Source organism: Streptomyces sp. NPDC092370, from assembly GCF_044755265.1.
Classification (GTDB): domain Bacteria; phylum Actinomycetota; class Actinomycetes; order Streptomycetales; family Streptomycetaceae; genus Streptomyces.
Genome location: NZ_JBIVQO010000006.1, coordinates 52,679 through 77,725, shown reverse-complemented (window position 1 = coordinate 77,725; position 25,047 = coordinate 52,679). Strand labels below are relative to the sequence as shown.

The following is a 25,047-nucleotide window of genomic DNA, read 5'->3' as shown; positions in this document are numbered from 1 at the left end:
ACGTCACATCGACGCGCGTGAGGCGTTCCCGCCCGCCCGGCGTCGGCCACGTCACCTCGCAGCCCGCCGACAGTGAATCGCTCCACCGTCCGGTGTCCGACCGGTAGGCCCCCATGAAAGGAAACGCCCCCGCGATGTCGATGCGTACGATTGTGAAGTCTGCCTTGGGCGAGAAGAACCTGAGGGTTCTGCGCCGGCTGAAGAAGCGCCTCTCCAGCCAGCCGCCCAAGCCGGCCAAGCCGACCGGACTCGCAGCGATTTCCGACGATCTCAACAAGCTGGCCGTGCATTTCAAGACGGACAAGTGGGGAACGCACCGGTACACCCAGCACTACCAGCGCCATCTCCAGCACCTGAAGAACGAATCGTTCAACCTCCTGGAAATCGGAATCGGCGGTTACAGCCGGACCGGCCAGGGCGGGGCATCGCTGCGCATGTGGAAGCACTTCTTCCCGAAGGCGCAGATCTTCGGAATGGACATTCACGACAAGTCTTTTGTCGACGAAGACCGCATCACGACGTTCGTCGGCGACCAGTCCGACCCCGCGTCCCTGAACGCCGTCGCCGACAAGATCGGCGAACTGGACGTCATCATCGATGACGGCAGCCACCGCAGCCCGCACGTGATCACGACGTTCGAGACGCTCTTCCCCCGGCTCAAGGACGGCGGCATCTACGTCGTCGAGGACACGCAGTCGTCATACTGGCCCGAATGGATGGGCAGCGAGGACCTCGACGCCCGGCACACCAGCATGGCGATGCTGAAGCGGTTGACGGACGGGCTGAACTACGAGGAATTCGTGGATGAGAACTATCAGCCGACCTATACGGACCTCAACGTCGTCGGCGTGCACTTCTACCACAACCTGGTGATCATCGAAAAGGGCAGGAACGCCGAAGGCAGCAACAAGCGGAGTGCGCTGAAGCAGCGCTACGCCAAGTCCTGATCCCGGCGAGTGCGAACAACACCCTCCCGCCGGGTCTGCTCGTCGGCTGTTCCGGCGGCATCTCCAAAAGCGAGGTCGGGCCGACGACGTCACTCCGGCCGGCGGCGGGCGGAGTCCGGCAACCGCCGGGCTCTGCCCGCTCAGGCCTGACTGAACGGTGCGGTGCCTACCGGATGCGTGGGTAGGCGCACGACTTCACGGCGTCGCCCGCGTACTGGCACACCTTGATGGATATGTGGCTTGTCTCGCTCAGGTTCTGCGCGAAGGCAACGCAGTTCCCGTCATTGCTCGCGTCGTTCCCCTTGATGAGGTGGCTGGGTGAGTGTGTGGTGCCCTGTGGTGTGGGCCGGGCGGAGAAGAGCGGAGAGGCGGCCAATTCGACGGTCTTGCTGTCCGGTTCTCGGTCGGCGACGGCGGACACCGTGCCGCACGGTCGGGCGGAGTCCCGGTACGCCACCGCGACCAGGTGGGCCACTTCTTCGACTGCGTCCACAGCGGGGCTCAGCTGTTGAGCCGCCCCCGCAACCGCTCGTAGTGGGCGACGCAGTCCGCGTACGTGGGAAGCAGTCCTGACCGCTCCGCCTCAGCCAGGGATGGCGCCGCGGCGTCCTTGTCGGACAGCACCGGAGTGATGCCCTCGGGCCACTCGAGGCCCAGGGCCGGGTCGAGCGGGTGGATGCCGTGTTCGCGGCCCGGGGCGTAGCCCTCCGAGCACAGGTAGACGACCGTCGCGTCGTCCGTGAGGGCCATGAACGCGTGGCCGAGGCCCTCCGCGAGGAAAACCGCGTGCCGCGTGTCGTCGTCGAGCCGTACGGCCTCCCACGTCCGGTAGGTGGGGGAGCCGACGCGAATGTCGATCACCACGTCCAGGACGGCACCACGGACGCACGTGATGTACTTGGCCTGGCTGGGCGGCACATCGGCGAAGTGCACACCCCGCAGCACGCCCCGCCGCGAGACCGAGCAGTTGGCCTGCGCCACGGACAGGTCGTGCCCCGTCGCCTCGCGAAACTCCGCACCGCGATACCACTCGTGGAAGCTGCCCCGGTCGTCCGGGAAGATCTTGGGCTCGAGTACCCAGGCGCCCTCTATCCCCAGGGGTCGCATGCCCTCACCGCCCTCCGGTCCTGATACGGGAATTCACCTTCCGGCGCACGGCACCGAGCACGCGTCGGGCGCGCCGGGCCAGCCGCAGCGCGACACCGGGTCCCGGCACCGGCGTCACCAGCACGCTCCCGCCACCGGCCCGCAGCGCGAACGGCAGACCGGTGAAGCGGGCCCGGTCGGCACCCGGGTTCAGGCACACGGCCACCCGCCAGACGTTGTCCGAGAGGTCCTCGGGCAGGACCGCCTCCAGCACCGAGCCCGGCCGGTCCGCGTCGGGGGAGAGCGTGCCCGACGTCTCCAGGATCCCACGGGAGGAGACGAACCTCAGCCGCACCTCCGAGCCGCCCGGGACGTGCACCGGGAGCAGCACCCGGAACCGCTCGCCGGAGACGGAGACGTCCCCCAGTTGCACGCGGCCCAGCCCGAGCCGCTTGCCGCGCGCGCCGAGCTCCAGGGAGAGGTTGCCGTGCGGTGCGGTCCAGTACGGCAGGACCGGCCGGTCACCGACGACGCCCACGCCCGGCGCGGGCCGGTCCTCGCGCGGCGCCGGTCCCAGCCGGCACTCCTTGGTCCAGCCACCCGTCTTCACCCGGACGAGCGCGTCCCAGGCGCCGTCACGCGGCAGGTCGGCCGGGTCGACCGTGGCGGTGGCCCGCAGCACCAGCCGGACCTCCCCGCCGTCCCCGGCCGGCACGGTGTCGCGCGTGAACTGAACCGGCTGGAAGTACTGCGCGGCGCTGGAGCGCTCCCGAAGCAGCAGATCGGCCGTGGCCTGCCCGAATCGCGCGGCGGTCTGCGAGGCCACCCACCGCACCGCCTCGGGCACGTCCTTCGGAGCATCGGTCAGCGGCGCGGCCTCGGCGTCGGCGGGGAACAGCATCGGCTCGCCGTCGGACAGGTACTCGGCCGTGAAGCCGATACGGAGCGAGCCGTCGCGCCACTCGATGTCCCCGGGGGTCGCCCGGGGTGCGACACCCGCCTCCCACTCCGCGAAGGCCAGCACGTCGTCGTACCGATCGGCCGCCGTCAGCGTGGCGATGACCTGCTGGGTCGGCTGCAGACCGGCCGCGACGCCGGGCCCGAAGCGCTCCACGACGACTTCGTGAATCTCGCCGAACAGCTCCCTGCGGTAGTCGTCCGGCAGGTTCAGGAACCGCCGCGCCCGCAGCCGCTCGACCATCTCCACGCGCAGCCAGCGCCGGAACAGCCGGTCGCGCACCGGGCCGGGCTCCGTGTACCGCTCGACGACGTCGAGGGCCTCGCGGAGGTTCTTGAAGTAACCGACGGGGTCGAAGCGTTCGAAGCCGGCGTTGGAACCGTCGTCCCGCCGGAGGTGGTAGTAGCAGACGTAGTCGCTGAGCACGGAGACGTTCTCCGCGCGCAGATACGCCTCGGCAATGAAGACGTGGTCCTCCAGGCGCCGCCTGCCCTCGGGAAAGCGCAGGCCGATGCGGTCCAGGAAGGCTCGGCGGACCATCTTGTGCGGGGTGAGGCTGTCGATGAGCGGGGCATTCTCGACGGTGGCCCGCGGGTGGTTGCGGCGGAACAGCTCGACCGGAACCCCGCGGCCCTTGCCGGCCATCTTGCCGACCACGACGTCGGCGCCGTTGGCCACGCCGTAGTCGTACATCCGCTCCAGGGCCTCGTCGCCCAGGTAGTCGTCGTTGTCGACGAACATCACGAACTCGCCCCGGGAGGCCTCGATGCCGACGTTGCGGGGCTTGCCCGACCAGCCGGAGTTCTCCTGGTGGATGACCTTCATCCGGGGGTCCTCGGCGGCGAGCGCGTCGAGCCGGGCCGGAGTCTCGTCGGTCGAGCCGTCGTCGACGAAGATCACCTCGAACTCGTCGGGAGGCAGCGACTGCCGCTGCAGCGAGGAGATGCAGTCCTCGATGTAGATCCCCGGGTTGTACACGGGGACGATGACGCTGACCTTGACCGGCATCGAGTTTCCGGGCCCCTTCGGGTCGCTTGCCGTAGACGTCCTGTTGTACTGCCTGTTGCCCGATGCTAACCCGGTCGGCGGCGCCGTCTCACCTTTCGAGACCTGGCCGTGATCATCTCCGCTCTACGGCAACTGAGCTGCGCTGTCTGTCTGTTCGCGGTCAAGCTGCCTTACGGGCGTGAGCACCCGGCAGCCCCTAGGCTGAGGACGTGCGCCTGCTTCTCATGTCCGATACTCACCTGCCCAAGCGGGCCCGGGAACTGCCCGCCCCCCTGCTGGCCGAACTCCCGCACGCCGACATCGTGTTCCACGCCGGGGACTGGGTCGACACGGCCACCCTCGATCTGCTGCGGGCCCGCTGCCGCAGGCTCATCGGGGTGTACGGCAACAACGACGGGCCGGAGCTGCGCGCCCGGCTGCCCGAGGTGGCGTACGCGGACCTGGGCGGGGTGCGCTTCGGCGTGATCCACGAGACGGGACCCAAGCAGGGCCGGGAGCAGCGGTGCGCCGCCCGCTTCCCCGACCTGGACGTGCTGGTCTTCGGCCACAGCCACATCCCCTGGGACACCACGGCCCCCACCGGCCTGCGCCTGCTGAATCCGGGCTCCCCGACGGACCGCCGCGCACAGCCCCACTGCACCTACATGACCACCACCGTCGCCGAGGGGCTGCTCTCGGACGTTCAACTGCACCGGCTGCCGCCCCGTCCACCGCGCTGAACGTCCCGTCCGGGCCGGGGGCCGACGCCTGCTTCCCGGTCACGTCGCCGGCCTGCGACGTCCTGGTGACGGCCACCGTCCGGCAGGTGCGCGACGAGCTCGTCACCGTCGGTCTCGCCGCGGACGTGGAGATCGAGGGGCACCTCGCCGCCGTCGAGGCGGCACGTCTGGACCTCGCCACCTCACCGATGATCCCGGCCCGGGGCCGCAGACCGTCGGGCGATGGCTGGTGGCGAGGCCTCCGGAGCCGGTCCTGTGACGGATGGCGACCGATCGTGCGGCCTGCCGTCGCGTCACTCACACCTTGCGGCCGGTCAGGTCAGGTCAGGTCACGGGCCGGTGGCTCCGGAGCCCTCACTGTCGCTTGTCTCCCCCTCCGCGAAGCCGGTGCTGTCGAAGCCGGACTCCAGTTCCACCCCGGTGGCATTCAGGAAGAAGGCCACCATCTGGTATTGCCCCACCAGCACGACGATCTCGATCAGTTCGGCGTCGCCGAAGTGCTCGGCCAGACCCTCCCACGTCCCGTCGGACATCGTGGCATCGCCGTGCAGCTCGTCCGCCGCGCGGATCAGGAGCCTCTGGAGGTCCGCCCAGCCGGGTGCCTCAGGCCCTTCGCCGATGCGGTCGATGTCCGCGTCCGTCAGGCCCGCGGCCCTGGCCAGGGGGAGGTGCCGACCCCACTCGTACCGTGCGCCGGTGTTCCACGCGGTGCGCAGGATCAGCAACTCGCGCACTTCTCCCGGCAGCCGGCTTCTGGCGAGCAACTGGCCGCCGAAAGGCATGAACTGCTCGTAGAGATCGGGATGGCGCACCAGCGTGGTGAAGATGTTCGGGATCCCGCCCCCAGGGTCGTGGGGAGCGGCGGCCAGCAGTTCCCGGGTCCGTGGGTCCCATCGTTCTTCGGGGAGCGGCTCCAGCCGCGGACGGGTGGGGCGGGCGGCGTGGGGCTGTGACATGGCGGCCTCCGGTTTCCGGGGGACTCACCTTAGGACCCGCTGAACGCCTGGCAGTGAATGGCCTCGACGTGGCGCGCTCGCATCGGGCGGTGAATCCGGCCGCGCACTGCCGGCGCTGCGCACAGCCGACGGAGGCGGGCACCAGGACCCGGTCGCCGGGCTTGAAACGAGTGACCTGGTCGCCGGTGCCGACGACCACGCCGACGCACTCGTGCCCCGGTGCGGAGCCCAGTTCCGGGCTGAACGCGTTACCGCCGTAGAGGTGCGGGTCGCTGCCGCAGAGGCCGGCCGCGGTCACCTGCACGACCGCGTCGGCGGGGTGGGTGACGGCCGGGCGGGGAGGTCCACGCAGCGGATGTCGTGAAGGCCGTGGGAGATCAGTGCCTTCATCGGATCTCCCCTTCCCCCTCGGCCCGGTCAGTCCGCGATCTTCAGTACCAGCTTGCCGTGGTTGTCACCACGGAACAGGCGCATCAGCGTCTCGGGGAAAGCTGCGACCGAGCCGGACACCACGTCCTCCAAGGACTTCAGCCGCCCCTCCGTCCGCCACGTGGCCATCTGTGCGATGCCCTCCCCGTACCGTTCGGCGTAGTCGAACACGACGATGCCCGTCATCGAGGCACGGTTCACCAGCAGCGACAGGTAGTTGGCGGGGCCTTGCGGCTTGGTGCTGTTGTACTGGGAGATCGCGCCGCAGATCACGACGCGGGCGCCGCGCGCCAGCCGCAGCAGCACGGCGTCCAGCACGTCGCCACCGACGTTGTCGAAGTACACGTCCACGCCGTCGGGAGCGTGCTCGCGCAAAGCCTTGCGCACGTCCTCGCTCTGGTAGTCGATCGCGGCGTCGAAACCGAACTCGTCCACCACCAGGCGGCACTTGGCCTGGCCGCCGGCGATGCCGATGACCCGGCATCCGAGGATCTTGGCGATCTGTCCGACGACGCTGCCGACGGCCCCGGCCGCTCCGGAGACCACGACGGTCTGCCCCGGCTCGGGACGCCCGACCTCGATCAGGCCGAAGTAGGCCGTCAGGCCCGACATGCCGAGCGTGCCGAGATAAGTCGGCAAGGGAGCGGCCGCGGGGTCGACCTTGGTCACGCCGCGCCCGTCCGACACGCAGTACTCCTGCACGCCGAACGTGCCCGACACGTGGTCGCCGACCGCGAACCCGGAGTGCCGGGAGGCGACCACCCTTCCCACCGCGCCGGCGCGCATCACCTCGCCGATCTCCACCGGGCGGATGTAGGACCTGCCCGCGTTCATCCAGCCGCGCATCGCCGGGTCGATCGACAGACAGAGCACCTGGACCAGGAACTCCCCGTCGCCCGGCTGCCCCGCCGGCTCCTCGACATGCTCCCAGTCGGTAGGGCGCGGCTCTCCCACAGGTCGTGCGGCCAGGCGTATCTGGCGGTTGATCGTGCTCATCGGCGGCGACTCTCCTCGGCTGCATACCGTCCAGTCGGTACGGCGGTGAGCGTACGGGGGAACGCGGTCCGAGGCAAGAGCCGGTCCGCTACGACTTACGGGCCCGCCACGACTGACGGCTCACGCGGGCTCGGCACCGGCGCCGCAGCCGCTCCGGCCACGGCGGCGCCCGCGGCACCGGGCGTCGGTCGCGGGCAACGTTGTTCCTGTCCCGGCACCGCCATCTCTTCGAGCAGCGACCAGTAGTCGTCCTGCGGGACGTTCGTTCACGATGCGCGGCGTCTCGGTCAGATGGGGAGGCAGCGTCTGCTGCGCGGTCTTGAAGCGCGCGGACTGGACGGGGGCGGCTCCGGCCTCGTCGTCGCGGAAGGCCTCGACGGGGCGGTACTCCGGCGGCTCGTCCACGCCGCGCGACCAGCCGAACCCCGGGCAGCCGGGTTCGGCGCGCGTCGTTAGGTGAAATCCGGCGGTCCCGGGCCACCGGTCGGCGTGCTCGGGGCGGACTCGGAACTTCACCGTGATGAAGATCATGCGATTCCCCTCGGTGAGGTGCTGGGCCGAGGTGCTGAACGCCGATGTGGTGCTGATGTGCGATGGGCTGATGGCGACACGTTCGTACGAAGTCCGCTCGATGGCGACGTGCCGGGAGCGGCTCCCGTGATCAGGAGGATCGGTGTGGGTGCACCGCCCCTTCCGTCGCGGTGAGCGGCGCACCGGTGCCGCCCCAGCGCAACGCGACGATCTCGGCGGCCACGGACACCGCCACCTCCTCGGGCGTACGGGCCCCGAGGTCCAGGCCGACCGGTGAGCGCAGCCGGGACAGCTCGCGGTCCGTGAGACCGGCCTCGGCCAGCCGCTTTGCCCGGTCGGTGTGGGTGCGGCGGCTGCCCATCGCCCCGATGTAGGCGGCCGGGCGGCGCAGCGCCTCGGTCAGCAGCGGCACGTCGAATTTGGGATCGTGTGTCAGGACGCAGATGACCGTGCGCTCGTCGGTGTCGGTGTCCCGCAGGTACTGGTGCGGCCATCGCGCGACCACCTCGACGCCGTCGGGGAATCGCCGGGGCGTGGCGAAGGCGGGGCGGGCGTCGCAGACGGTGACGCGGTAGCCGAGGAAGTCCCCGATGCGGGCCACCGCCGCCGCGTAGTCGATCGCGCCGAAGACCAGCATCCGCGGCGGCGGCGCGAACGACTGCAGGAACACGCTCACGGAGTCCTCGCGGCGCTGCCCCTCGGGCCCGTAGTGCCGCAGGCCGGTGGCGCCGAGAGCGAGTTCGCCGCGGGCATCGGAGGTCACGGCCGCGTCCAGGCCGCTCGCGCCGAGCGTGCCGACGGTCCGGTCCGGCCGGACCACCAGCGCCGCCCCGCGCCGCGCCGGGCCGTCGGTGACGGTCGCCAGGGTGACCGGCTCGCCCGCCGCGACCGAGTTCACGAGCACGCCGAAGCCGGGATCCCGCTCGGGCGCGACCGCGCGCACCAGCAACGTGATCTCGCCGCCGCAGGTCAGACCGGCGGCGAAGGCGTCCTCGTCGCTGTAGCCGAAGGTCTCCAGCCGGGCCTCGCCACCCGCGGCCGCCTCCCGCGCCAGCTCGAAGACCGCGCCCTCGACGCAGCCTCCGGACACACTGCCCACGACCTCGTCGCCCGGGCCCACCGCCATCGCCGCGCCCGGGTCGCGCGGTGCGCTGCGGCTGACCTGGACGACGGTGGCGAGACCGAACGGGGCCCCGGCCGTGTACCAGCGGCCGAGCACCGGGAGAACGTCACGCACGAGCCGCTCCCTTCCCTGTACGCCCACCCGCCGGGTACCCCGGCGGCGGCAAATTCCGTTGTGGCCCTCCGTGCCGGTCTGCTGCACTGGACAGCAGACGTCACTGAATCCGAAGGAGCTCCAGATGCGCGCAACGTTCATGTCCCCCCAGCCAGGAACGGACCTCTCTCCGAAGGACATGACGCTTCGTGCACATGCTCAACCTTGGAATCCTCGCCCATGTCGACGCGGGTAAGACCAGCCTGACCGAGCGGCTGCTCCATTCGGCCGGGGTGATCGACGAGATCGGCAGCGTCGACGACGGGAACACCCGCACCGACACCCTCGACCTGGAACGGCAGCGCGGCATCACCATCAAGTCGGCCGTCGTCTCGTTCCCACTCGACGGTGCGATCGTCAACCTCATCGACACTCCCGGTCACCCCGACTTCATCGCCGAGGTCGAGCGGGTGCTCGGTGTGCTGGACGGCGTCGTCCTCGTGATCTCCGCCGTCGAAGGGGTGCAGGCCCAGACGCGCGTGCTGATGCGCACCCTCCAGCGGCTGCGCATCCCGACCCTGCTCTTCGTCAACAAGATCGACCGGAGCGGGGCACGCCACGAGGAGGTGCTGCGGGAGATCTCGGCCCGTCTGACACCCGCGATCGTGCCGATGGGGACCGCCGACGGTCTCGGCACCCGGTCGGCCCGCTTCGTGCCCCGCAGCGCACCGGCCGCCGCCCTGGCCGCCGTCGACGTTCTCGCCGACCACGACGACGCCCTGCTGTCCGCGTACGTCGGGAACACCGTCACGGACCCCCTGCTGCACCGGTCCCTCGTCGCGCAGACCCGGGAGGCGCTCGTCCACCCGGTCTACTTCGGTTCCGCCGCCACGGGCGCGGGCCTGGAAGCGCTCCTGTCGGGCATCGAAGAGCTGCTCCCGGCGGCCGACGGGGATGCGGACGGGCCGGTGTCCGCCAGTGTGTTCAAGGTCGAGCGGGGACCGGCGGGGGAGAAGCTCGCCTACGCCCGGATGTTCTCCGGGACCCTGCGCGTCCGTGACCGGGTCCCCTTCGGGGCGGACGGAGCCGAAGGCCGGATCACCGGGATCAGCGTCTTCGGCGACGGCACGGACACTCGCCGGGACACCGTCGCCGCCGGCCGGATCGCCCGCCTCACCGGGCTGGACGACATCCGGATCGGCGACGCGATCGGCGAACCCCGCAAGGCCTACGAGCACTTCTTCGCCCCGCCCACCTTGGAGACGGTCGTCGTTCCGGGCCCGGGCGTGCACCGGGGAGCGCTCCACCTCGCGCTCACCCGGCTCGCCGAACAGGACCCGCTGATCGGCCTGCGCCACGACGAACGCCGCCGGGAGACCTCCGTCTCCCTCTACGGCGAGGTGCAGAAGGAGGTCATCCAGGCCACCCTCGCCGACGAGTACGGCCTCGACGTCACCTTCCGCGAGACCACGCCGCTGTGCGTCGAACGGCTCGTCGGGACCGGGCAGGCCGTCGAGTTCAACAAGAAGGACCCGAACCCGTTCCTCGCGACGGTCGGCCTGCGCGTCGAGCCCGCGCCGGTCGGCTCGGGTGTCGCCTTCCGGCTGGAGGTGGAGCTCGGCTCCATGCCGTACGCGTTCTTCAAGGCCGTGGAGGACACCGTGCGCGAGACGCTCCTCCAGGGGCTGCACGGCTGGCAGGTTCCCGACTGCGCGGTCACGATGACCCACAGCGGTTACTCGCCCCGTCAGAGCCATGCCCACCAGGGCTTCGACAAGAGCATGTCGAGCACGGGCGCCGACTTCCGCGGCGTGACCCCGCTGGTGCTGATCGAGGCGCTGCGGCGGGCCGGGACACGCGTCCACGAGCCGATGCACCGTTTCCGCATCGAGGCTCCGGCCGACACCCTCGGCGCCCTGCTGCCGGTCCTCGCCGGGCTCGCGGCCGTGCCCGAGACGACGCTGAACCAGGACGACCGCTGCGTCCTGGAGGGCACTGTGCCGGCCGCCCGGGTGCACGCGCTCGAACAGCGACTGCCCGGACTCACCCGGGGCGAGGGCGAACTGGAGAGCTCCTTCGCCCACTACGCGCCAATCACCCACGGCACGATCCCCGAGCGCCCGCGCACCGATCACAACCCGCTGAACAGGAAGGAGTACTTGTTGAACGTGACACGAAGGGTGGGCGGCTGAGGTGTGCGCGGCGGCCGAGCGGGAACTTACTCCAGAGTCAGGGGTGTTGACGGTGTCCTGATATGGCCTGACTGTAGTGGACATGCCGACTATCCGAGCGCGTCTGCTGGTCGTCCTGGCTGTCCTCTTCGGTTCCCCCTCGGTGGTGGGTGTTCCGCCGGCCACCGCCGCGTCACCTCCCGGCTCCCTCTGGTTCGACGACCCCACCGTCACCGTGCGGAACGGCCGCTTCACCGATGCGCACGGCCGCGAGGTGGTGCTGCGCGGCTACAACGTCTCCGGCGAGACCAAGCTCGCGGAGAACAAGGGCCTGCCCTTCGCCTCGGTCGCCGACGCCCGCACGTCGGCGACCGCGCTGCGCGCCCTCGGCGGCGGCAACACCGTCCGCTTCCTGCTCTCCTGGGCGTACGCCGAGCCCGAGCGCGGCCGGGTGGACACGGCCTACCTGGCCGCCGCCACCGATCAGATGAAGGCCTTCCTCGACGCCGGCATCCGCGTCTACCCCGACTTCCACCAGGACCTGTACTCGCGCCACCTCTTCGACGACGACAGCTGGTACACCGGCGACGGTGCGCCCAAGTGGGCGGTGGACGCCGGGAACTACCCGGACGAGTCCTGCGGGATCTGCCTCTTCTGGGGGCAGAACATCACCCAGAACGAGGCGGTGAAGCGCGCCACGCACGACTTCTGGCACAACGCGCACGGCGTGCAGGACGCGTTCCTCACCACCGCCGAGAAGACCATGGCCTACGTGCGACAGCACCTGAGCGCCGACCAGTTCAAGGGCATCGTGGGCTTCGACCCCTACAACGAGCCGCACGCGGGCAGCTACGACTCCGGGCAGACCAGCCGCGCCTGGGAGAAGGACGTGCTCTGGCCGTTCTACGAGAAGTTCCGGACCCGCATGGATGCGGCCGGGTGGCGCGACAAGCCCGCCTTCGCGGAGCCCAACCTCTTCTGGAACGCCAACCTCGACTTCCAGAAGCACGAGGGCGGTCTGCTCGACGCCGGGACACTCGGGCCGCGCTATGTCTTCAACACCCATTTCTACGACCAGAAGGCCATCTCCGGCGTCTTCATGTGGGGCAAGGCGGCCGACGGCCAGTACGCGGGCGACTTCCGCACCGTCCGGGACCGGGCCGCCGCCGCGCAGACGGCAGCGGTGGTCAGCGAGTTCGGGCACCCCCTGGCCGGCAACGTCGCCGACAAGGCGCCGACCGTCCTCAAGGCGATGTACCAGGCCCTCGACTCACGCCTGAAGGGCGCCGACTGGTGGTCCGACCCGGCCGCCTCGGGACCCCTGCTGTCGGGCACACAGTGGCAGTGGGACATCTACAACGGCCGTCACCACGAGCTGATGAACGGCAACCCCGGCAAGGTCCTCACCAGCGGTGACGCCTGGAACGACGAGGACCTGTCCGCCGTACGCCTGGACGACGCGGGCAAGCCCGTGCTGCGCCAGGACGCCCGGCTCCTGGACCGCGTCTACCCGAGTGCCACGGCCGGTCGGACCGTCGGTTTCACCTACGAGGACCGCTCCCGGGACGGCTCGACGACCCTGACCTGGAACCCGGTGCCCGGGTCGCTGCCGAACGTGCAACGGCTCGTGGGGTCCGGGCAGTACGGGCTGCTGCTGTGGCGTTCGGACGGCGGCCCGGCCCCCACCGAACTGCACCTCCCGGCGAGCTTCCCGACCGGGTCCACCACGGTCGTCTCCGACCTGGGCACGGTCCACGCCCCGCCGGCGTACACCCCAACCACCCCGGTCGGCGTGGCGCAGGAGCCCGGCGGCACGGGAAGCCGCCGCCTGCTGCTCACCGCGCCGGACTCGGGCGTCCTGCACTACGCGCTGGTGACCAACGGGGCGGCGGCTCCCTCGGCGGAGCTGCTCAGCGCGGCCCGCTCCGAACTGGCGACGTGGGCGGCGAAGGAGGTCACCTAGCGGACGGACTCGTCCAGTCGGCCGTCACATGGCCGAGCCGGACGCGCTGCGGATGGTCACCGACCGGCACGGACACGACCTTCTTCCCGGTGGCGAAGTCGATGGCCGTGACCTGGTCGGTGCCGCTCTCGGAGACCACGCAGGACCTGCCGTCACCGCTGACCGTGGCCCAGTAGGGCTTGGAGGCGGTGACGAGCGGACCCTCCTGGAGGGTGGCGCGGTCGACGACGGTGGCGTAGTCGTCCATGGTGCCCGCGACGCACAGCTTGCGTCCGTCCGGGCTCATCGAGATGCCGTGGTGACGCGAGTCGTTTACGAAGGTCGTGCGGTCGTCGCTGGTGGCCGCGTTCTTCGGCAGGGTCTTGGTGCGGGTGATCTTGTCGGCGGCGATGTCGTACTCGAAGAAGCCGTTGAAGAAGGAGACCTGGAAGTACAGCTTCGACTCGTCCGGCGTGAAGACGGCCGGGCGGACCGCGTCGGAGTAGTCCTTGAGGCCGAGCGCGTCCAGCCGCGGGCGCATGTCGATGACCTTGACCTGCTTGAACGTCGTGGCGTCGACGACGGTGATGCGCCGGTCGCCCTTCGTCCAGTCCAGCCACGGTGCGTCGGTCTGCGTGTTCACGTCGCCGATGGCCATGTTGTAGATGTACTTGCCGTCCTGGGTGAAGATGTTCTCGTGCGGCTTGTCGCCGGTGCCGAACTTGCCCAGTTCACGGCCGGAGACGATGTCCAGCACGTGCACGGTGCCGGAGGTCGACGCCGACACCGCGACCCGCTTGCCGTCGGGGGAGACAGCCATGTGGTCGGAGCGGTAACCCGACACCGGGAAGCGCCAGTTGAGCCGCCCGGACGCGAGGTCGATCGACACGACGTCGGCGAAGCTCGGCCGCGAGACGACCACCGACGTCCCGTCCGGCGTGGAGTACATGTCGTCGACGAACTGGTCGTGGCCCTCACCGACGCTGTTGCGGATCGCCATGAAGTAGATCCACCTGATCGGATCAGCGTTGATCTCCGCCATCCGCTCGGCCTTGTCGGGGACGACGTTGATCCGGCCGATCTTCGCGAAGTCGCCCGTGGAGCGGATGACATCGGCGGTGCCGCCCCAGTTGTTGCCCACGAAGAGCACCTCACGCAGCGCGGTGGAGGAGTCCGGGGTGGCCGCGGTGGCGGCGGTCGCGGGAGCGGTGACGATCAGGGCGAGGGCTGCCGCTACGGAGCACAGGTGCCGGCGTCGGAAGACGGGCATGACTGCTCCCCTCTCTGCTGTGGGGTGAGCTTTGTGAGTGGAACATGCCAAAGCGGGGGTCTGGAATCTGAACACTCGTGCTTTCAGAATGAACTTACTGCAAAGTAAGGAAGGGGCGGCCTTCTCCACAAGACCGCGTACACGACAAAATCGGTGTTCGAACCACGAAGGGAGAGCCGGTGCCGGGCAGACTCAGAGCGCCGACCGGCCGTTACGGCGGCAAAACCGCCGAGGAGCGGCAGGCCGAGCGGCGCCGGCGGTTTCTCGACGCCGCGCTCCAGCTGTTCGGCGACACGCCCGGCTTCCGCTCCACCACGGTCGCGGTGCTCAGTGAGACGGCCGGGCTGTCCACGCGGCAGTTCTACGAAGAGTTCCGGACGCTTGAGGACGTGCTGGCCGCCCTGCACCTCCAGGTCAACGGCTGGGCCGAAGCGGCCGTGCTGGAGGCGGCCGCGGCCGCCTCGGACCTGCCGCTCGTCGAACGCGCCACGGCGATCTTCCGCGCCTACGCCGGCAGCCTCGCCGCCGATCCGCGCCGGATCCGCATCACCTTCGTCGAGATCATCGGCGTCAGCCCGCGCCTGGAGGAGCAGCGCCTCGCCCGCCGGGCCGGCTGGGTCGACCTCATCTGCGCCGAGGCCGACGCGGCCGCCGCACGCGGAGAGGCCGCGCCCCGCGACTACCGCCTCGCCGCGACGGGCTTCATCGGCAGTGTCAACGGCCTGCTGCACGACTGGAGCGCCGGCTGGGTCGACGCGACACTCGACGAGGTCGTCGACGAACTGGTCCGCCAACTGCTGGGCATCCTGTGGCCGCCGGGGTGGAAGCCGGAGGCGTGACGGCGCTCGCCGGGTGCGGGGGAGCGTCCTGCCGCACGCCGCACGCCGCACGCCGCACGCCGCACGCCGCACGCCGCACGCCGCACGCCGCACGCCGCACGCCGCACGCCGCACGCCGCACGCCGCCCGGGACCGGACCTCGACCGGACCCGGACCGCGGACCGGGCGGCGGCGGTCGCCCGAGCGGGTACCGATGAGCCCACCTCGAACAGGATTTGACCGGCTACTGGTCCAACAGCCGCTTCCTGACCGCGGCGAGGACTTCCGTACGGCTGCGCGGGCCGTTGTCGGCTGCGATGAGGTGGTCGCCGATGCGCAGCGAGAAGGTGATCAGGCAGCGGGCCTCGACATCGCCCTCGTCGGGGCAGAAGGCCCCGTAGAGCTCGCGCAGATAGTCCATGCGCCGGTTGTCGGCCCGGCGGAGGCGGCGCGCGACGCCTTCGTCGCGCCGGGCCCAGTCGCGGATCGCGAGCTCGACCCCGGCGCTGGTCACGCGCGTCTCGAGCGACCCCACGAAGTCGAAGAGCCGGCCGAGCCGCTCGCGGGCGTCGCCCCCGTCGCGCTCGATGCGCTCGATGACGTCCTCGGTGACCGCTCGCTCCCAGGTGTCGAGCATCTCCTCCAGCAGGCCGGCGCGGTTGCGGAAGTAGCCGTAGAAACCGCCCTTGCTGACGCCGAGCGCCTGGGCGAGGGCCTCGACGCGTACAGCCTCGGGGCCGCCGGCGGCGAGTGCCCGCAGCCCCTCCTCGATCCACTTGTCCCGTGGTGTGCGGATCGCGCCCATACCGTGTCTCCCCTCACATGCCCCGGCTAAGTATACGGAGCCGTATAGATGGGTCTATGCTCGATCTATACGCCACCGTATAGACAAGGATCTGTCATGAGCGGTCTGCGCCTTCCCTCAACCGACCACACGTCCCGGCCCTGGCGGATCCACGAGATCGCCGGCGACTTCCGGCTCGAGGATCTGTGGGTCCTGCCCACGCCGGGGGGTCCGGACGACCTGCACCACCTGGTCCAGCAGATGGCGGATGGCGGGGGCGGTCCCGACGGCGGCAACCCCGTGGGCCGCTTCCTTTTCGCGGTGCGCTGGAAGCTGGGTGCGCTGCTCGGCTGGGACAAGCCGGGCTCGGGCGTCGGCGGCCGGGTGGCGACGCTGCGCGACCGCCTGCCGGACGACCTGCGCGAGGGGCCGCGGGGGCCCGACCTCGGCGCGGCGCCCTTCACATCAATCTTCCAGACACACGACGAGTGGGCCGCCGAGTACGCCAACAAGACCATGCACGGGGTGATGCACATCGGCTGGGTCTCCGACGGGAACGGCGGCTACCGCGGCCAGATGGCCGTCCTGGTGAAGCCCAACGGACTCCTGGGCTCCCTGTACATGCTCGGCATCAAACCCTTCCGGTACCTGGGGGTGTACCCGGCCCTGATGCGATCGATCGGCCGGGAATGGCGCGAGAACACGGTGCGCCGGACGGCACGCTGACGCCGCCCCCTCCGTAACGCGGGCTCCGTCCGAGCCCCCGCACCTCGCGTGGCGGCGGCTCGGGCGAAAGCACGAGGGTTCACCACAACCGTTCAGACCGACACCAGCACCACGAGATCCGCCGCCACCACCCACGCGATCCCCAGCAGCAGTCCGGCCAGCAGCCGCGCGCGGAGCCTGCGGTACACCGCCTCGTACTCGCCGCGCAGTTCCTCGCCGCGCCGGGCCGTGCGCTGCCACGAGGCCCGGGCGAGGGCGAGGTGTTCCTCCGCGAACCGCCGCTCCATCTCCAACCGTTGGGCCTTCGGCAGCCAGGCCAGCCCGGCGGTGAAGCGGGCGGCGGCCGCGCGGGCCTCCTCGCGTGCGGCGGCGGCCAGCAGATGGCCCTCGACCTCGTTGTGGAACGCCCGCAGGTCCATGGGGAGCCCCTCCATGGCGGTCATCGCGGCGTCAGCTCCCGCTTCGCCGCGGCGATGGCGTCGTGGCGCAGGTCGAACGCCGGGGACTCGCTGCGGATCTTCGGCAGCACGACGAAGTTGTGGCGCGGCGGCGGGCAGGAGGTCGCCCACTCCAGCGAGCGGCCGTAGCCCCACGGATCGTCGGTCACGACCTTCTCGCCGTACTTCGCCGTCTTCCACACGTTGTAGAGGAACGGCAGCATCGACATGCCGAGCAGGAACGAGAAGACGCTCGACACCGTGTTCAGCGTGGTCAGGCCTTCCACCGACAGATAGTCGGGGATCCGCCGCTGCATGCCCCCGGCACCCAGCCAGTGCTGGACCAGGAACGTGCCGTGGAAGCCGATGAACAGCGTCCAGAAGGTGATCTTGCCGAGGCGCTCGTCCAGCATCTTGCCGGTGAACTTCGGCCACCAGAAGTGGAAGCCGGAGAACATCGCGAACACCACCGTTCCGAAGATCACGTAGTGGAAGTGCGCCACCACGAAGTACGAGTCGGAGACGTGGAAGTCGAGGGGCGGCGAGGCCAGCAGCACACCCGTGAGCCCGCCGAAGACGAAGGTGACGAGGAAGCCGGCCGCCCAGAGCATGGGCGTTTCGAACGAGAGGCTGCCGCGCCACATGGTGCCGATCCAGTTGAAGAACTTCACACCGGTCGGGACCGCGATGAGGAACGTCATGAAGGAGAAGAACGGCAGCAGCACACCGCCGGTGACGTACATGTGGTGCGCCCACACCGTCACGGACAGACCCGCGATCGCGATGGTCGCGCCGATCAGACCCGTGTAGCCGAACATCGGCTTGCGGGAGAAGACCGGAATGACCTCGGAGATGATGCCGAAGAACGGCAGGGCGATGATGTACACCTCCGGATGGCCGAAGAACCAGAAGAGGTGTTGCCACAGCAACGCGCCGCCGTTGGCGGAGTCGAAGATGTGGGCGCCGAACTTGCGGTCCGCCTCCAGGGCGAACAGGGCCGCGGCCAGGACCGGGAAGGCGAGCAGGACCAGGACACCGGTCAGGAGCACGTTCCAGGTGAAGATCGGCATGCGGAACATCGTCATGCCCGGGGCGCGCATGCAGATGATCGTGGTGATGAAGTTGACCGAGCCGAGGATGGTGCCGAAGCCGGAGAAGGCCAGACCCATGATCCACATGTCGGCGCCGATGCCCGGGGAGCGGACCGCGTCCGAGAGCGGGCTGTAGGCGAACCAGCCGAAGTCCGCGGCGCCCTGCGGGGTGAGGAAGCCGCCGACCGCGATGAGCGAGCCGAACAGGTACAGCCAGTAGGCGAACATGTTCAGCCGCGGGAACGCCACGTCCGGCGCGCCGATCTGCAGCGGCATGATCCAGTTCGCGAAGCCGGCGAACAGCGGCGTCGCGAACATCAGCAGCATGATCGTGCCGTGCATCGTGAACGCCTGGTTGAACTGCTCGTTCGACATGATCTGCAGACCAGGCCGGGCCAGCTCGGCGCGCATGAACAGCGCCATCACACCACCGATGACGAAGAACGCGAACGACGTCACCAGGTACAGCGTGCCGATCGTCTTGTGATCCGTGGTCGTCAGCCACTTCAGGTGCCTCATGCCCCGCCTGTGTCCGCGCCCGGCCCGGACGTCACACTTCACCGACGCGACGAGAATCACGAAAACGGGTGTGACGATCGAGAACTTGCCGGACACGAACGGGACATGAGCAACGACGAGATCTTCGCCGCTGCCTACCGCGAGCACTACTGGGCGGTCAGCCGCTATGTCGCGCGGCGGCTGGACGGGCGCGCCGGCGAGGTGGAGGAAGTGGTGGCGGAGGTGTTCACGGTGGCCTGGCGGCGCCGGGCCGACGTCCCGGCCGCCGCGCTGCCCTGGCTTTACGGCGTGGCACGCAACTGCCTGGCCAACGCGGTACGCGGTCATGGACGGCGCCGCCGGCTCGTCGACCGGCTCGGCAACGACGACACCGCCCACGGACGGCACATCGCGGCGGGGCCGGATGCCGACACCCCTGGCGGCTGGGTGCACGAGGCACTCGCCCGGCTCTCGGCGGCCGACCAGGAGGTGCTGCGTCTGACGGCCTGGGAGCAACTCGGCATCGACGAGGTAGCCGTCGCCCTCGGCTGCGGCAGCCGGGCCGCCGCCATGCGGCTGCACCGGGCCCGGCGCCGCCTGAGAGCCGAGATCGACCGCATGCGTCCCGAGCCCCTGATCACCGAGCACTCCTGCGTGACCGCCCCGAAGGAACACGGCCATGGCTGACGAACTCGACCTGCTGCGCAGCGCCGACCCGGTGCCGTCCGGCGGCCCCCGCTTCGCCGACGGTCCCCTGGACCACAACGCCGAGCGCCGACTCGAGCAGCTGATGCGGGACCGGGAGGACCCGATGTCCGGGCGTCTGCCGGATCCGGGCGACCAGCCGCCCGGGTCCCTGCGGGGCGGGCCGGGGCGGCTCTCCGGTCGTCTGCGGAACCGGCGGGGTTTGCCATCCGGGCACCCGCCGTACCGGCCGGGCCGGCCTTCCGGCCGCCTGCTGCCCGGCTCACGCCGGTCCCGGCCGCGGTTCAGGCCGGCGTGGGGGCCCCGGCTGGCCTGGGGGCTGGTCGCCACGGCCGTCGTCGCCGCCCTGACCCTCACCTTCGTGCTGAGCGGGCCGAGTACCACGCCCGCGGTCGCCGCGCCCCGTCCGCTGGTGATCGAGTCGGGTTCCACACCCGTGCCCCTGGACCGGCTGGCCGAGCGTGCCGCCGCCGTGGCCGACGGCGCGGCCCGTCTGCGCAAGGGCACGCACGTGCAGTCCTGGAGCCTCGGAATGTCGGACGACAAGCCCCCGATCACCCTGCCCGAGGAGCGCATCGTGCGCTGGCGGCCCGACGGCAGCCACACCGAACTCGTCGTGGCGACCGACCCGAGGCACCCCGGCCGCCCGGTCCTCTCCGACGCGGCCGGCACACCGCACCTCGTCGACGACCGCCACGTCCTCCTCGACCGGACGTACCCGCCGAGCTGGAGCGACGCCCCGCCTCAGTCACCGCCACCGCGGGACCCGGCTCGGTTGCGTGCCTATCTCAAGGAAGCCCGGTTCACGGACGCCCCGCTGACCACGCCCGAGCTTCTGGACGCCACGGCGATGCTGCTGGACCACTGGACCCTCGGGGCGCGCGAGAGCGCGGCGCTCGCCCGAGTCCTGGCCGGCGCCGAGGGGCTGCGACCGGTGGGCCGGGTGACCGACCGGCTGGGCCGACGCGGCCAGGCCTATGTGAACGACGCGCCGGGCGTCCGCCGCATGCTGATCATGGACCCGGCCACCGGTGCCGTCCTCGGGCTGGAGAGCACCGTCACGGAGCCGGAGCCAGCGTTCGGCGTCGAGGAGGGCGACGTCATGTCGTACAGCGCCTGGATGCGCTGATCACACCGGTGGCACCGAGTCGCCGGGCGGCGGCCTCCACCGCCTGTCCCGGCACCACGACGACCCGCTACTCGTCCCAGGCCTGGACCAGGGTCTGTTCGGCGATCTTGCCGTCGCGCAGCGCGATCATGGACTCGGACAGGACGCGCACCCCGTCCGCGTACCGGCAGCTCTCGCTGTAGGCGGCCTCGTCGCCCTGGATGACGCACCGCTCCAGCGTGTGCGACATGTCGCGGCTGTAGACGTCCTCCAGCATCCGGCCGATCTCGTCCCTGCCGTGCAGGACCTTGGGGTGGCTCGGCTGGGTCGTGCGGTCCACGATGCGCATCTCCGCGTCGTCCGCGTACAGGGAGAGCAGGATGTCCGGGGTCTGTCCTTCCACGGCCCGGCGCAGGGTCTCTCGGTCGAAGGCGGGGTCTGCCGCGGTTCCCATGATGACCTCCTTCGAAGGGCGCCCCGGCGGGAGCGGGCCGCGAGGCTCTCTCCTGTCGAGCCTCCTCCCGCCCGGTGGTCACTGCAAGCGCAGCCGGGACACCGGGGCTGAGGGGTGAGCGGCACGGTCCGCCCGTGTTCCCGCGGGGGCCGGTCCGCGTTGCGACGGGCACGTCTGACACGACGTGCCGTCGCCGCCGTTGGTCTCGCCGCCGCCTTCACCGGCCTCGTCGCGCCGCCGGCGAACGCGACCGACGTGGAGGGCAGGAGCCCGCTCGGCCCGGCGGCCACGCTCCACTCGCCGACCGTGAGCGACATCCCCGCCGAGCACAGGACGAGATCCCGCGGTGCTCCTCACCCCGGCCGGGCTGAACCGGCTCACCGGCCTCGACCAGCTGAACCGGGTCGCCGGCCTGGCCTCACCGGTCTTCGGCCGCCTTCCGGACGTCGGCCGACGGCTGCGCGCGAGGTGGGGGCCGCCCGGATCCGGATGGCCCCCACCCCGCCCGGACTCAGTCCGCCGTGGCGAGGAACTGTGTCGCCGCCAGCTCCGCGTACAGCGGATCGGCCGTCACGAGCTCGCGGTGCGTACCGACGGCCCGGACCCGGCCCGCGTCCATCACCACGATCCGGTCGGCCATCGTCACCGTGGACAGCCGGTGCGCCACGACGAGGACCGTGGTCGTCCGGGCCACGTCGGCGACGGTGTCGCGCAGCGCCGCCTCGTTCACCGCGTCCAGCTGCGAGGTCGCCTCGTCGAGGAGCAGCAGCCGGGGGCGGCGCAGCAGCGCACGGGCGATGGCGACGCGCTGCCGCTCACCACCCGACAGCCTGGTACCGCGGTGCCCGACGAGCGTGCCGAGGCCGGCCGGCAGCCGGGAGACCAAGTCGTCGAGACGCGTCGTCTTGAGCACCCGCGCGAGGGCGTCCTCATCCGCTTCCGGATTGCCCAGCAGCAGGTTGTCCCGCAGGGAGCCCGACAGGACCGGCGCGTCCTGCTCCACGTAGCCGATCGCGGCGCGAAGCCGGGGCAGCTCCCAGTCGTTCAGGTCCCGCCCGTCCAGCGTGATCACGCCGGACTCGGGGTCGTAGAACCGCTCGATCAGGGAGAAGACGGTGGTCTTGCCGGCGCCGGACGGGCCGACGAACGCCGTCATGCCCTGCGCGGGCACGGTGAACGTCACTCCGTGATGGACGTAGGGCAGGTCGTCGGCGTAGCGGAAGCGGACGTCGTGGAAGGCGAGGGCCGCGGGCCGTGCGCCCGGGGAGGGCAGCGGCGCGGCCTCGGCGGCCGGCTCGGCGGGCAGACGCAGCGCCTCCTCGATGCGGGTGAGGGCCGCGGCGCCCGTCTGGTACTGGGTGACGGCGCCGACGACCTGCTGTATCGGCGACATCAGGTAGAAGACGTACAGCAGGAACGCGACCAGCGTGCCCACGTCGACCGTACCGGTCGCGACCCGGGCGCCGCCGACGGCGAGCACCGTGATGAAGGCGATCTGCATCGAGAGTCCCGCCGTGTTGCCGGCGGCCGCCGACCACTTGGCGGCGCGCACGCTCTGCCGCCACGACTCCTGCGCCGCCTCGTGCAGCGTCCGCTCCTCGCGGTGCTCCGCGCCGGACGCCTTCACGGTGCGCAGGGCGCCGAGGATCCGCTCCAGCGACGCGCCCATGACGCCCACCGCGTTCTGCGCCTGCCGGCTGGCCTTGTTGATGCGCGGCACGATCACCCCGAGGACCACGCCCGCCCCCAGGATCACGGCGAGGGTGACGCCCAGCAGCACGGCGTCCACCAAGCCCATCATCACCACCGTCGCGACGAGCGTGAGGCCGCCCGTGCCCAGGCCGACCAGCGAGTCGGTGGTGACCGCGCGCAGCAGAGTGGTGTCGGAGGTGATGCGGGCCATCAGGTCCCCGGGTTCGCTGCGGTCCACGGCTGTGATGCGCAGCCGCAGCAGATACGACGACAGGGCGCGCCGCGCGCCGAGCACCACCGATTCGGCGGTGCGGGTCAGCACGTACGAACCCAGTGCGCCCACCGCCGCGTTGGCCAGGACCAGGGCCGACATGGCGAGCAGGGCGCCGGTGATGGCCCGGTCGTGCGACAGGTCGTCGATCAGGCCCCGCGCGACCAGCGGCAGCAGCAGCCCGGTCGCCCCGGTGACCAGCGAGAGCAGCGCGCCGGCGAACAGGGACCAGCGGTGCGGCCGTACGTATCCGAGCAGCTGCCGCCACGCGGGTGTGGCGTTCTGGGTCTCTGCGATGCTCACGGCGCTCCTTCGGCGTCGGCGGGCGTTCAGGCTACGTCGCCGCCGGCCCGCGCGGCCCGCCCTTTGCGCACAGCCGGGGGTGGCCGATCCGTGCCCCTTACCGATCAGTCGCGCGTAGGGTCGGAAAGGAACGGACCCCGGCCGACGAAGGAGTCAGCACCATGGCCCAGGAAGTACGCGGCGTGATCGCACCCGGCAAGGACGAGCCGGTGCGGATCGAGACGGTCGTGGTGCCCGACCCGGGTCCCGGCGAGGCCGTGGTGCGGGTGCAGGCCTGCGGGGTGTGCCACACCGACCTGCACTACAAGCAGGGCGGCATCAACGACGAGTTCCCCTTCCTGCTGGGCCACGAGGCCGCCGGGGTGGTCGAGACGGTCGGCGCCGGCGTCACCGATGTCGAGCCCGGTGACTTCGTGATCCTCAACTGGCGTGCGGTGTGCGGGAAGTGCCGGGCCTGTCTGCGCGGGCGGCCCTGGTACTGCTTCGACACCCACAACGCCGGGCAGAAGATGACCCTCGCCTCGACCGGCCAGGAGCTGTCCCCGGCCCTCGGTATCGGCGCCTTCGCCGAGAAGACGCTGGTGGCGGCCGGGCAGTGCACCAAGGTCGACCCGGGCGTCGCGCCGCAGGTGGCCGGGCTGCTGGGCTGCGGCGTGATGGCCGGCATCGGCGCCGCGATCAACACCGGGAACGTCGGCCGGGGCGACTCGGTGGCCGTCATCGGCTGCGGCGGCGTCGGCGACGCGGCCATCGCCGGATCGCACCTGGCCGGAGCGGCGACGATCATCGCCGTCGACATCGACGACCGGAAGCTGGAGACCGCCCGCGCCATGGGCGCCACCCACACCGTGAACTCGCGCGAGAACGACCCGGTCGAGGCGATCCGCGAGCTCACCGGCGGCTTCGGCGCCGATGTCGTCATCGAGGCCGTCGGCCGCCCGGAGACGTACAAGCAGGCTTTCTACGCCCGTGACCTCGCCGGCACGGTCGTCCTCGTCGGCGTTCCCACGCCCGAGATGAAGCTCGATCTGCCGCTGCTCGACGTCTTCGGCCGCGGCGGAGCACTGAAGTCGAGCTGGTACGGCGACTGCCTGCCCTCCCGTGACTTCCCGATGCTGATCGACCTGCATCTGCAGGGGCGTCTTGACCTCGGTGCGTTCGTGACCGAGACGATCCAGCTCGACGAGGTGGAGAAGGCGTTCGCGCGGATGCACCACGGCGACGTGCTGCGCTCGGTGGTGGTGCTGTGATGACCACGCGCATCGAACACCTCGTCACCTCCGGACAGTTCAGCCTCGACGGCGGCACCTGGGACGTCGACAACAACGTGTGGATCGTCGGCGACGACCACGAGGTGATCGTCATCGACGCCGCCCACGACGCCGACGCCATCGCCGAGGCCGTCGGGGACCGTCGGCTGACGGCCATCGTGTGCACGCACGCCCACAACGACCACATCGACGCCGCCCCCGCCCTCGCCGAGCGCACCGGCGCCACCATCTGGCTGCACCACGACGACCTGCCGCTGTGGAAGCAGACCCACCCGGACCGCGAGCCGGACGCCTGGCTGGTCGACGGCCAGGTGATCGAGGCCGGCGGCGCCGACCTACGGGTGATGCACACCCCGGGGCACGCGCCCGGCGCGGTCTGTCTCCACGACCCGGCACTGGGCACCGTCTTCACCGGCGACACCCTGTTCCAGGGCGGCCCCGGGGCCACCGGCCGTTCCTTCTCGCACTTCCCGACGATCATCGACTCGATCCGCGACCGGCTGCTCACACTGCCGCCCGGGACGACGGTCCGCACCGGCCACGGCGACTCCACCACCATCGGCGCCGAGGCCCCGCGGCTGGAGGAATGGATCGCCCGGGGCCACTGATCGCGTGTCGCCGATAAAAGGCGACAGAAGATGTCCGGCTTACCCGTCACGC

General features: G+C 70.8%; 22 protein-coding genes and 2 pseudogenes. 10 read left to right on the top strand and 14 right to left on the bottom strand.

The features are described from left to right. Positions 1–134: 134 nt before the first annotated feature. Positions 135–947 carry a hypothetical protein gene (locus ACIQHQ_RS19510; protein WP_402613146.1) on the top strand — a complete coding sequence of 271 codons (813 nt, stop codon included), beginning with the start codon at positions 135–137 and terminating at the stop codon, positions 945–947. Between the two features lie 166 nt (positions 948–1,113). On the opposite strand, the gene ACIQHQ_RS19505 is transcribed toward ACIQHQ_RS19510, so the two are convergent. The 3 genes from ACIQHQ_RS19505 to ACIQHQ_RS19495 are packed head-to-tail and all read right to left on the bottom strand — an operon-like array spanning position 1,114 to position 3,999. Continuing rightward, a complete protein-coding gene (locus tag ACIQHQ_RS19505; RefSeq protein ID WP_402613145.1) occupies positions 1,114–1,440 on the bottom strand; it encodes a hypothetical protein in 327 nt (108 codons plus the stop codon). A gap of 8 nt (positions 1,441–1,448) precedes the next feature. Then, entirely contained in the window at positions 1,449–2,054 is a 606-nt protein-coding gene (gene rfbC / locus ACIQHQ_RS19500; protein WP_402613144.1) for a dTDP-4-dehydrorhamnose 3,5-epimerase, read from the bottom strand. Between the two features lie 4 nt (positions 2,055–2,058). Then, the gene (locus tag ACIQHQ_RS19495) at positions 2,059–3,999 is read right to left on the bottom strand and encodes a glycosyltransferase family 2 protein (RefSeq protein ID WP_402613143.1); all 1,941 of its coding nucleotides are present in this window, start codon (positions 3,997–3,999) and stop codon (positions 2,059–2,061) included. A 209-nt stretch (positions 4,000–4,208) separates the two neighbouring features. On the opposite strand from ACIQHQ_RS19495, the gene ACIQHQ_RS19490 reads away from it, so the two are divergent. Continuing rightward, the gene (locus tag ACIQHQ_RS19490; protein ID WP_402613142.1) at positions 4,209–4,718 is read left to right on the top strand and encodes a metallophosphoesterase family protein; all 510 of its coding nucleotides are present in this window, start codon (positions 4,209–4,211) and stop codon (positions 4,716–4,718) included. A 329-nt stretch (positions 4,719–5,047) separates the two neighbouring features. Here ACIQHQ_RS19490 and ACIQHQ_RS19485 read toward each other — a convergent pair whose 3' ends face one another. From ACIQHQ_RS19485 to ACIQHQ_RS19465, 5 genes and pseudogenes are all read right to left on the bottom strand, one after another. Beyond that, the gene (locus ACIQHQ_RS19485) at positions 5,048–5,674 is read right to left on the bottom strand and encodes a carboxymuconolactone decarboxylase family protein (protein WP_402613141.1); all 627 of its coding nucleotides are present in this window, start codon (positions 5,672–5,674) and stop codon (positions 5,048–5,050) included. A 133-nt stretch (positions 5,675–5,807) separates the two neighbouring features. Continuing rightward, positions 5,808–5,972 (bottom strand): annotated as a pseudogene (locus ACIQHQ_RS19480) (alcohol dehydrogenase catalytic domain-containing protein); the annotation flags it as partial. A gap of 119 nt (positions 5,973–6,091) precedes the next feature. Beyond that, entirely contained in the window at positions 6,092–7,099 is a 1,008-nt protein-coding gene (locus ACIQHQ_RS19475) for an NADP-dependent oxidoreductase (RefSeq protein ID WP_402613140.1), read from the bottom strand. Between the two features lie 203 nt (positions 7,100–7,302). Beyond that, a pseudogene (locus ACIQHQ_RS19470) lies at positions 7,303–7,630 on the bottom strand (putative quinol monooxygenase); the annotation flags it as partial. Positions 7,631–7,760: 130 nt separating this feature from the next. Further along, entirely contained in the window at positions 7,761–8,867 is a 1,107-nt protein-coding gene (locus ACIQHQ_RS19465) for an XdhC family protein (protein ID WP_402613139.1), read from the bottom strand. Between the two features lie 188 nt (positions 8,868–9,055). Between ACIQHQ_RS19465 and ACIQHQ_RS19460 the strand changes: the two genes are divergently transcribed. Together ACIQHQ_RS19460 and ACIQHQ_RS19455 are read left to right on the top strand one after the other, a co-directional pair. Continuing rightward, complete coding sequence (locus ACIQHQ_RS19460) at positions 9,056–11,038, top strand: GTP-binding protein (RefSeq protein WP_402613138.1); 1,983 nt, start codon at positions 9,056–9,058, stop codon at positions 11,036–11,038. Positions 11,039–11,120: 82 nt separating this feature from the next. After that, positions 11,121–12,980: a cellulase family glycosylhydrolase gene (locus ACIQHQ_RS19455; RefSeq protein WP_402613137.1), complete on the top strand. Its 1,860-nt coding sequence runs from the start codon at positions 11,121–11,123 to the stop codon at positions 12,978–12,980. Here ACIQHQ_RS19455 and ACIQHQ_RS19450 read toward each other — a convergent pair. Then, positions 12,973–14,229, bottom strand: coding sequence for a YncE family protein (locus ACIQHQ_RS19450; RefSeq protein WP_402613136.1), 1,257 nt, complete (start codon positions 14,227–14,229; stop codon positions 12,973–12,975). The two genes, ACIQHQ_RS19455 and ACIQHQ_RS19450, sit on opposite strands and share 8 nt — an antisense overlap. 179 nt (positions 14,230–14,408) lie before the next feature. Here ACIQHQ_RS19450 and ACIQHQ_RS19445 point away from each other — a divergent pair, with 179 nt between their 5' ends. Further along, a complete protein-coding gene (locus ACIQHQ_RS19445) occupies positions 14,409–15,068 on the top strand; it encodes a TetR/AcrR family transcriptional regulator (protein WP_402613135.1) in 660 nt (219 codons plus the stop codon). 223 nt (positions 15,069–15,291) lie between these two features. Here the strand turns inward: ACIQHQ_RS19445 and ACIQHQ_RS19440 are convergent, their stop codons facing one another. After that, on the bottom strand, positions 15,292–15,852 hold the full coding sequence (locus ACIQHQ_RS19440; RefSeq protein ID WP_402613134.1) for a TetR/AcrR family transcriptional regulator: 561 nt from the start codon (positions 15,850–15,852) through the stop codon (positions 15,292–15,294). Positions 15,853–15,948: 96 nt separating this feature from the next. Here ACIQHQ_RS19440 and ACIQHQ_RS19435 point away from each other — a divergent pair, with 96 nt between their 5' ends. Further along, positions 15,949–16,557 carry a DUF2867 domain-containing protein gene (locus ACIQHQ_RS19435; RefSeq protein ID WP_402613133.1) on the top strand — a complete coding sequence of 203 codons (609 nt, stop codon included), beginning with the start codon at positions 15,949–15,951 and terminating at the stop codon, positions 16,555–16,557. A gap of 92 nt (positions 16,558–16,649) precedes the next feature. On the opposite strand, the gene ACIQHQ_RS19430 is transcribed toward ACIQHQ_RS19435, so the two are convergent. Continuing rightward, entirely contained in the window at positions 16,650–17,000 is a 351-nt protein-coding gene (locus ACIQHQ_RS19430) for a hypothetical protein (RefSeq protein WP_402613132.1), read from the bottom strand. Continuing rightward, positions 16,997–18,604, bottom strand: coding sequence for a cytochrome c oxidase subunit I (ctaD, locus tag ACIQHQ_RS19425; RefSeq protein WP_402613131.1), 1,608 nt, complete (start codon positions 18,602–18,604; stop codon positions 16,997–16,999). The genes ACIQHQ_RS19430 and ctaD overlap by 4 nt, the downstream gene beginning before the upstream one ends. Before the next feature lie 105 nt (positions 18,605–18,709). Here ctaD and ACIQHQ_RS19420 point away from each other — a divergent pair, with 105 nt between their 5' ends. Both ACIQHQ_RS19420 and ACIQHQ_RS19415 read left to right on the top strand, forming a co-directional pair. Continuing rightward, positions 18,710–19,270 (top strand): RNA polymerase sigma factor, encoded by a 561-nt coding sequence (locus tag ACIQHQ_RS19420; RefSeq protein WP_402613130.1) that lies wholly within the window; start codon positions 18,710–18,712, stop codon positions 19,268–19,270. Further along, the gene (locus ACIQHQ_RS19415; RefSeq protein ID WP_402613129.1) at positions 19,263–20,417 is read left to right on the top strand and encodes a CU044_5270 family protein; all 1,155 of its coding nucleotides are present in this window, start codon (positions 19,263–19,265) and stop codon (positions 20,415–20,417) included. The genes ACIQHQ_RS19420 and ACIQHQ_RS19415 overlap by 8 nt, the downstream gene beginning before the upstream one ends. 67 nt (positions 20,418–20,484) lie before the next feature. Here the strand turns inward: ACIQHQ_RS19415 and ACIQHQ_RS19410 are convergent, their stop codons facing one another. Together ACIQHQ_RS19410 and ACIQHQ_RS19405 are read right to left on the bottom strand one after the other, a co-directional pair. Continuing rightward, positions 20,485–20,850: a nuclear transport factor 2 family protein gene (locus ACIQHQ_RS19410; protein WP_402613128.1), complete on the bottom strand. Its 366-nt coding sequence runs from the start codon at positions 20,848–20,850 to the stop codon at positions 20,485–20,487. A gap of 511 nt (positions 20,851–21,361) precedes the next feature. Beyond that, a complete protein-coding gene (locus ACIQHQ_RS19405) occupies positions 21,362–23,116 on the bottom strand; it encodes an ABC transporter ATP-binding protein (protein WP_402613127.1) in 1,755 nt (584 codons plus the stop codon). A gap of 161 nt (positions 23,117–23,277) precedes the next feature. Between ACIQHQ_RS19405 and ACIQHQ_RS19400 the strand changes: the two genes are divergently transcribed. Both ACIQHQ_RS19400 and ACIQHQ_RS19395 read left to right on the top strand, forming a co-directional pair. Next, complete coding sequence (locus ACIQHQ_RS19400; protein ID WP_402613126.1) at positions 23,278–24,366, top strand: S-(hydroxymethyl)mycothiol dehydrogenase; 1,089 nt, start codon at positions 23,278–23,280, stop codon at positions 24,364–24,366. Beyond that, positions 24,366–24,995, top strand: a complete 630-nt coding sequence (locus ACIQHQ_RS19395; protein ID WP_402613125.1) for an MBL fold metallo-hydrolase — start codon at positions 24,366–24,368, stop codon at positions 24,993–24,995. The genes ACIQHQ_RS19400 and ACIQHQ_RS19395 overlap by 1 nt, the downstream gene beginning before the upstream one ends. Positions 24,996–25,047 lie beyond the last annotated feature (52 nt).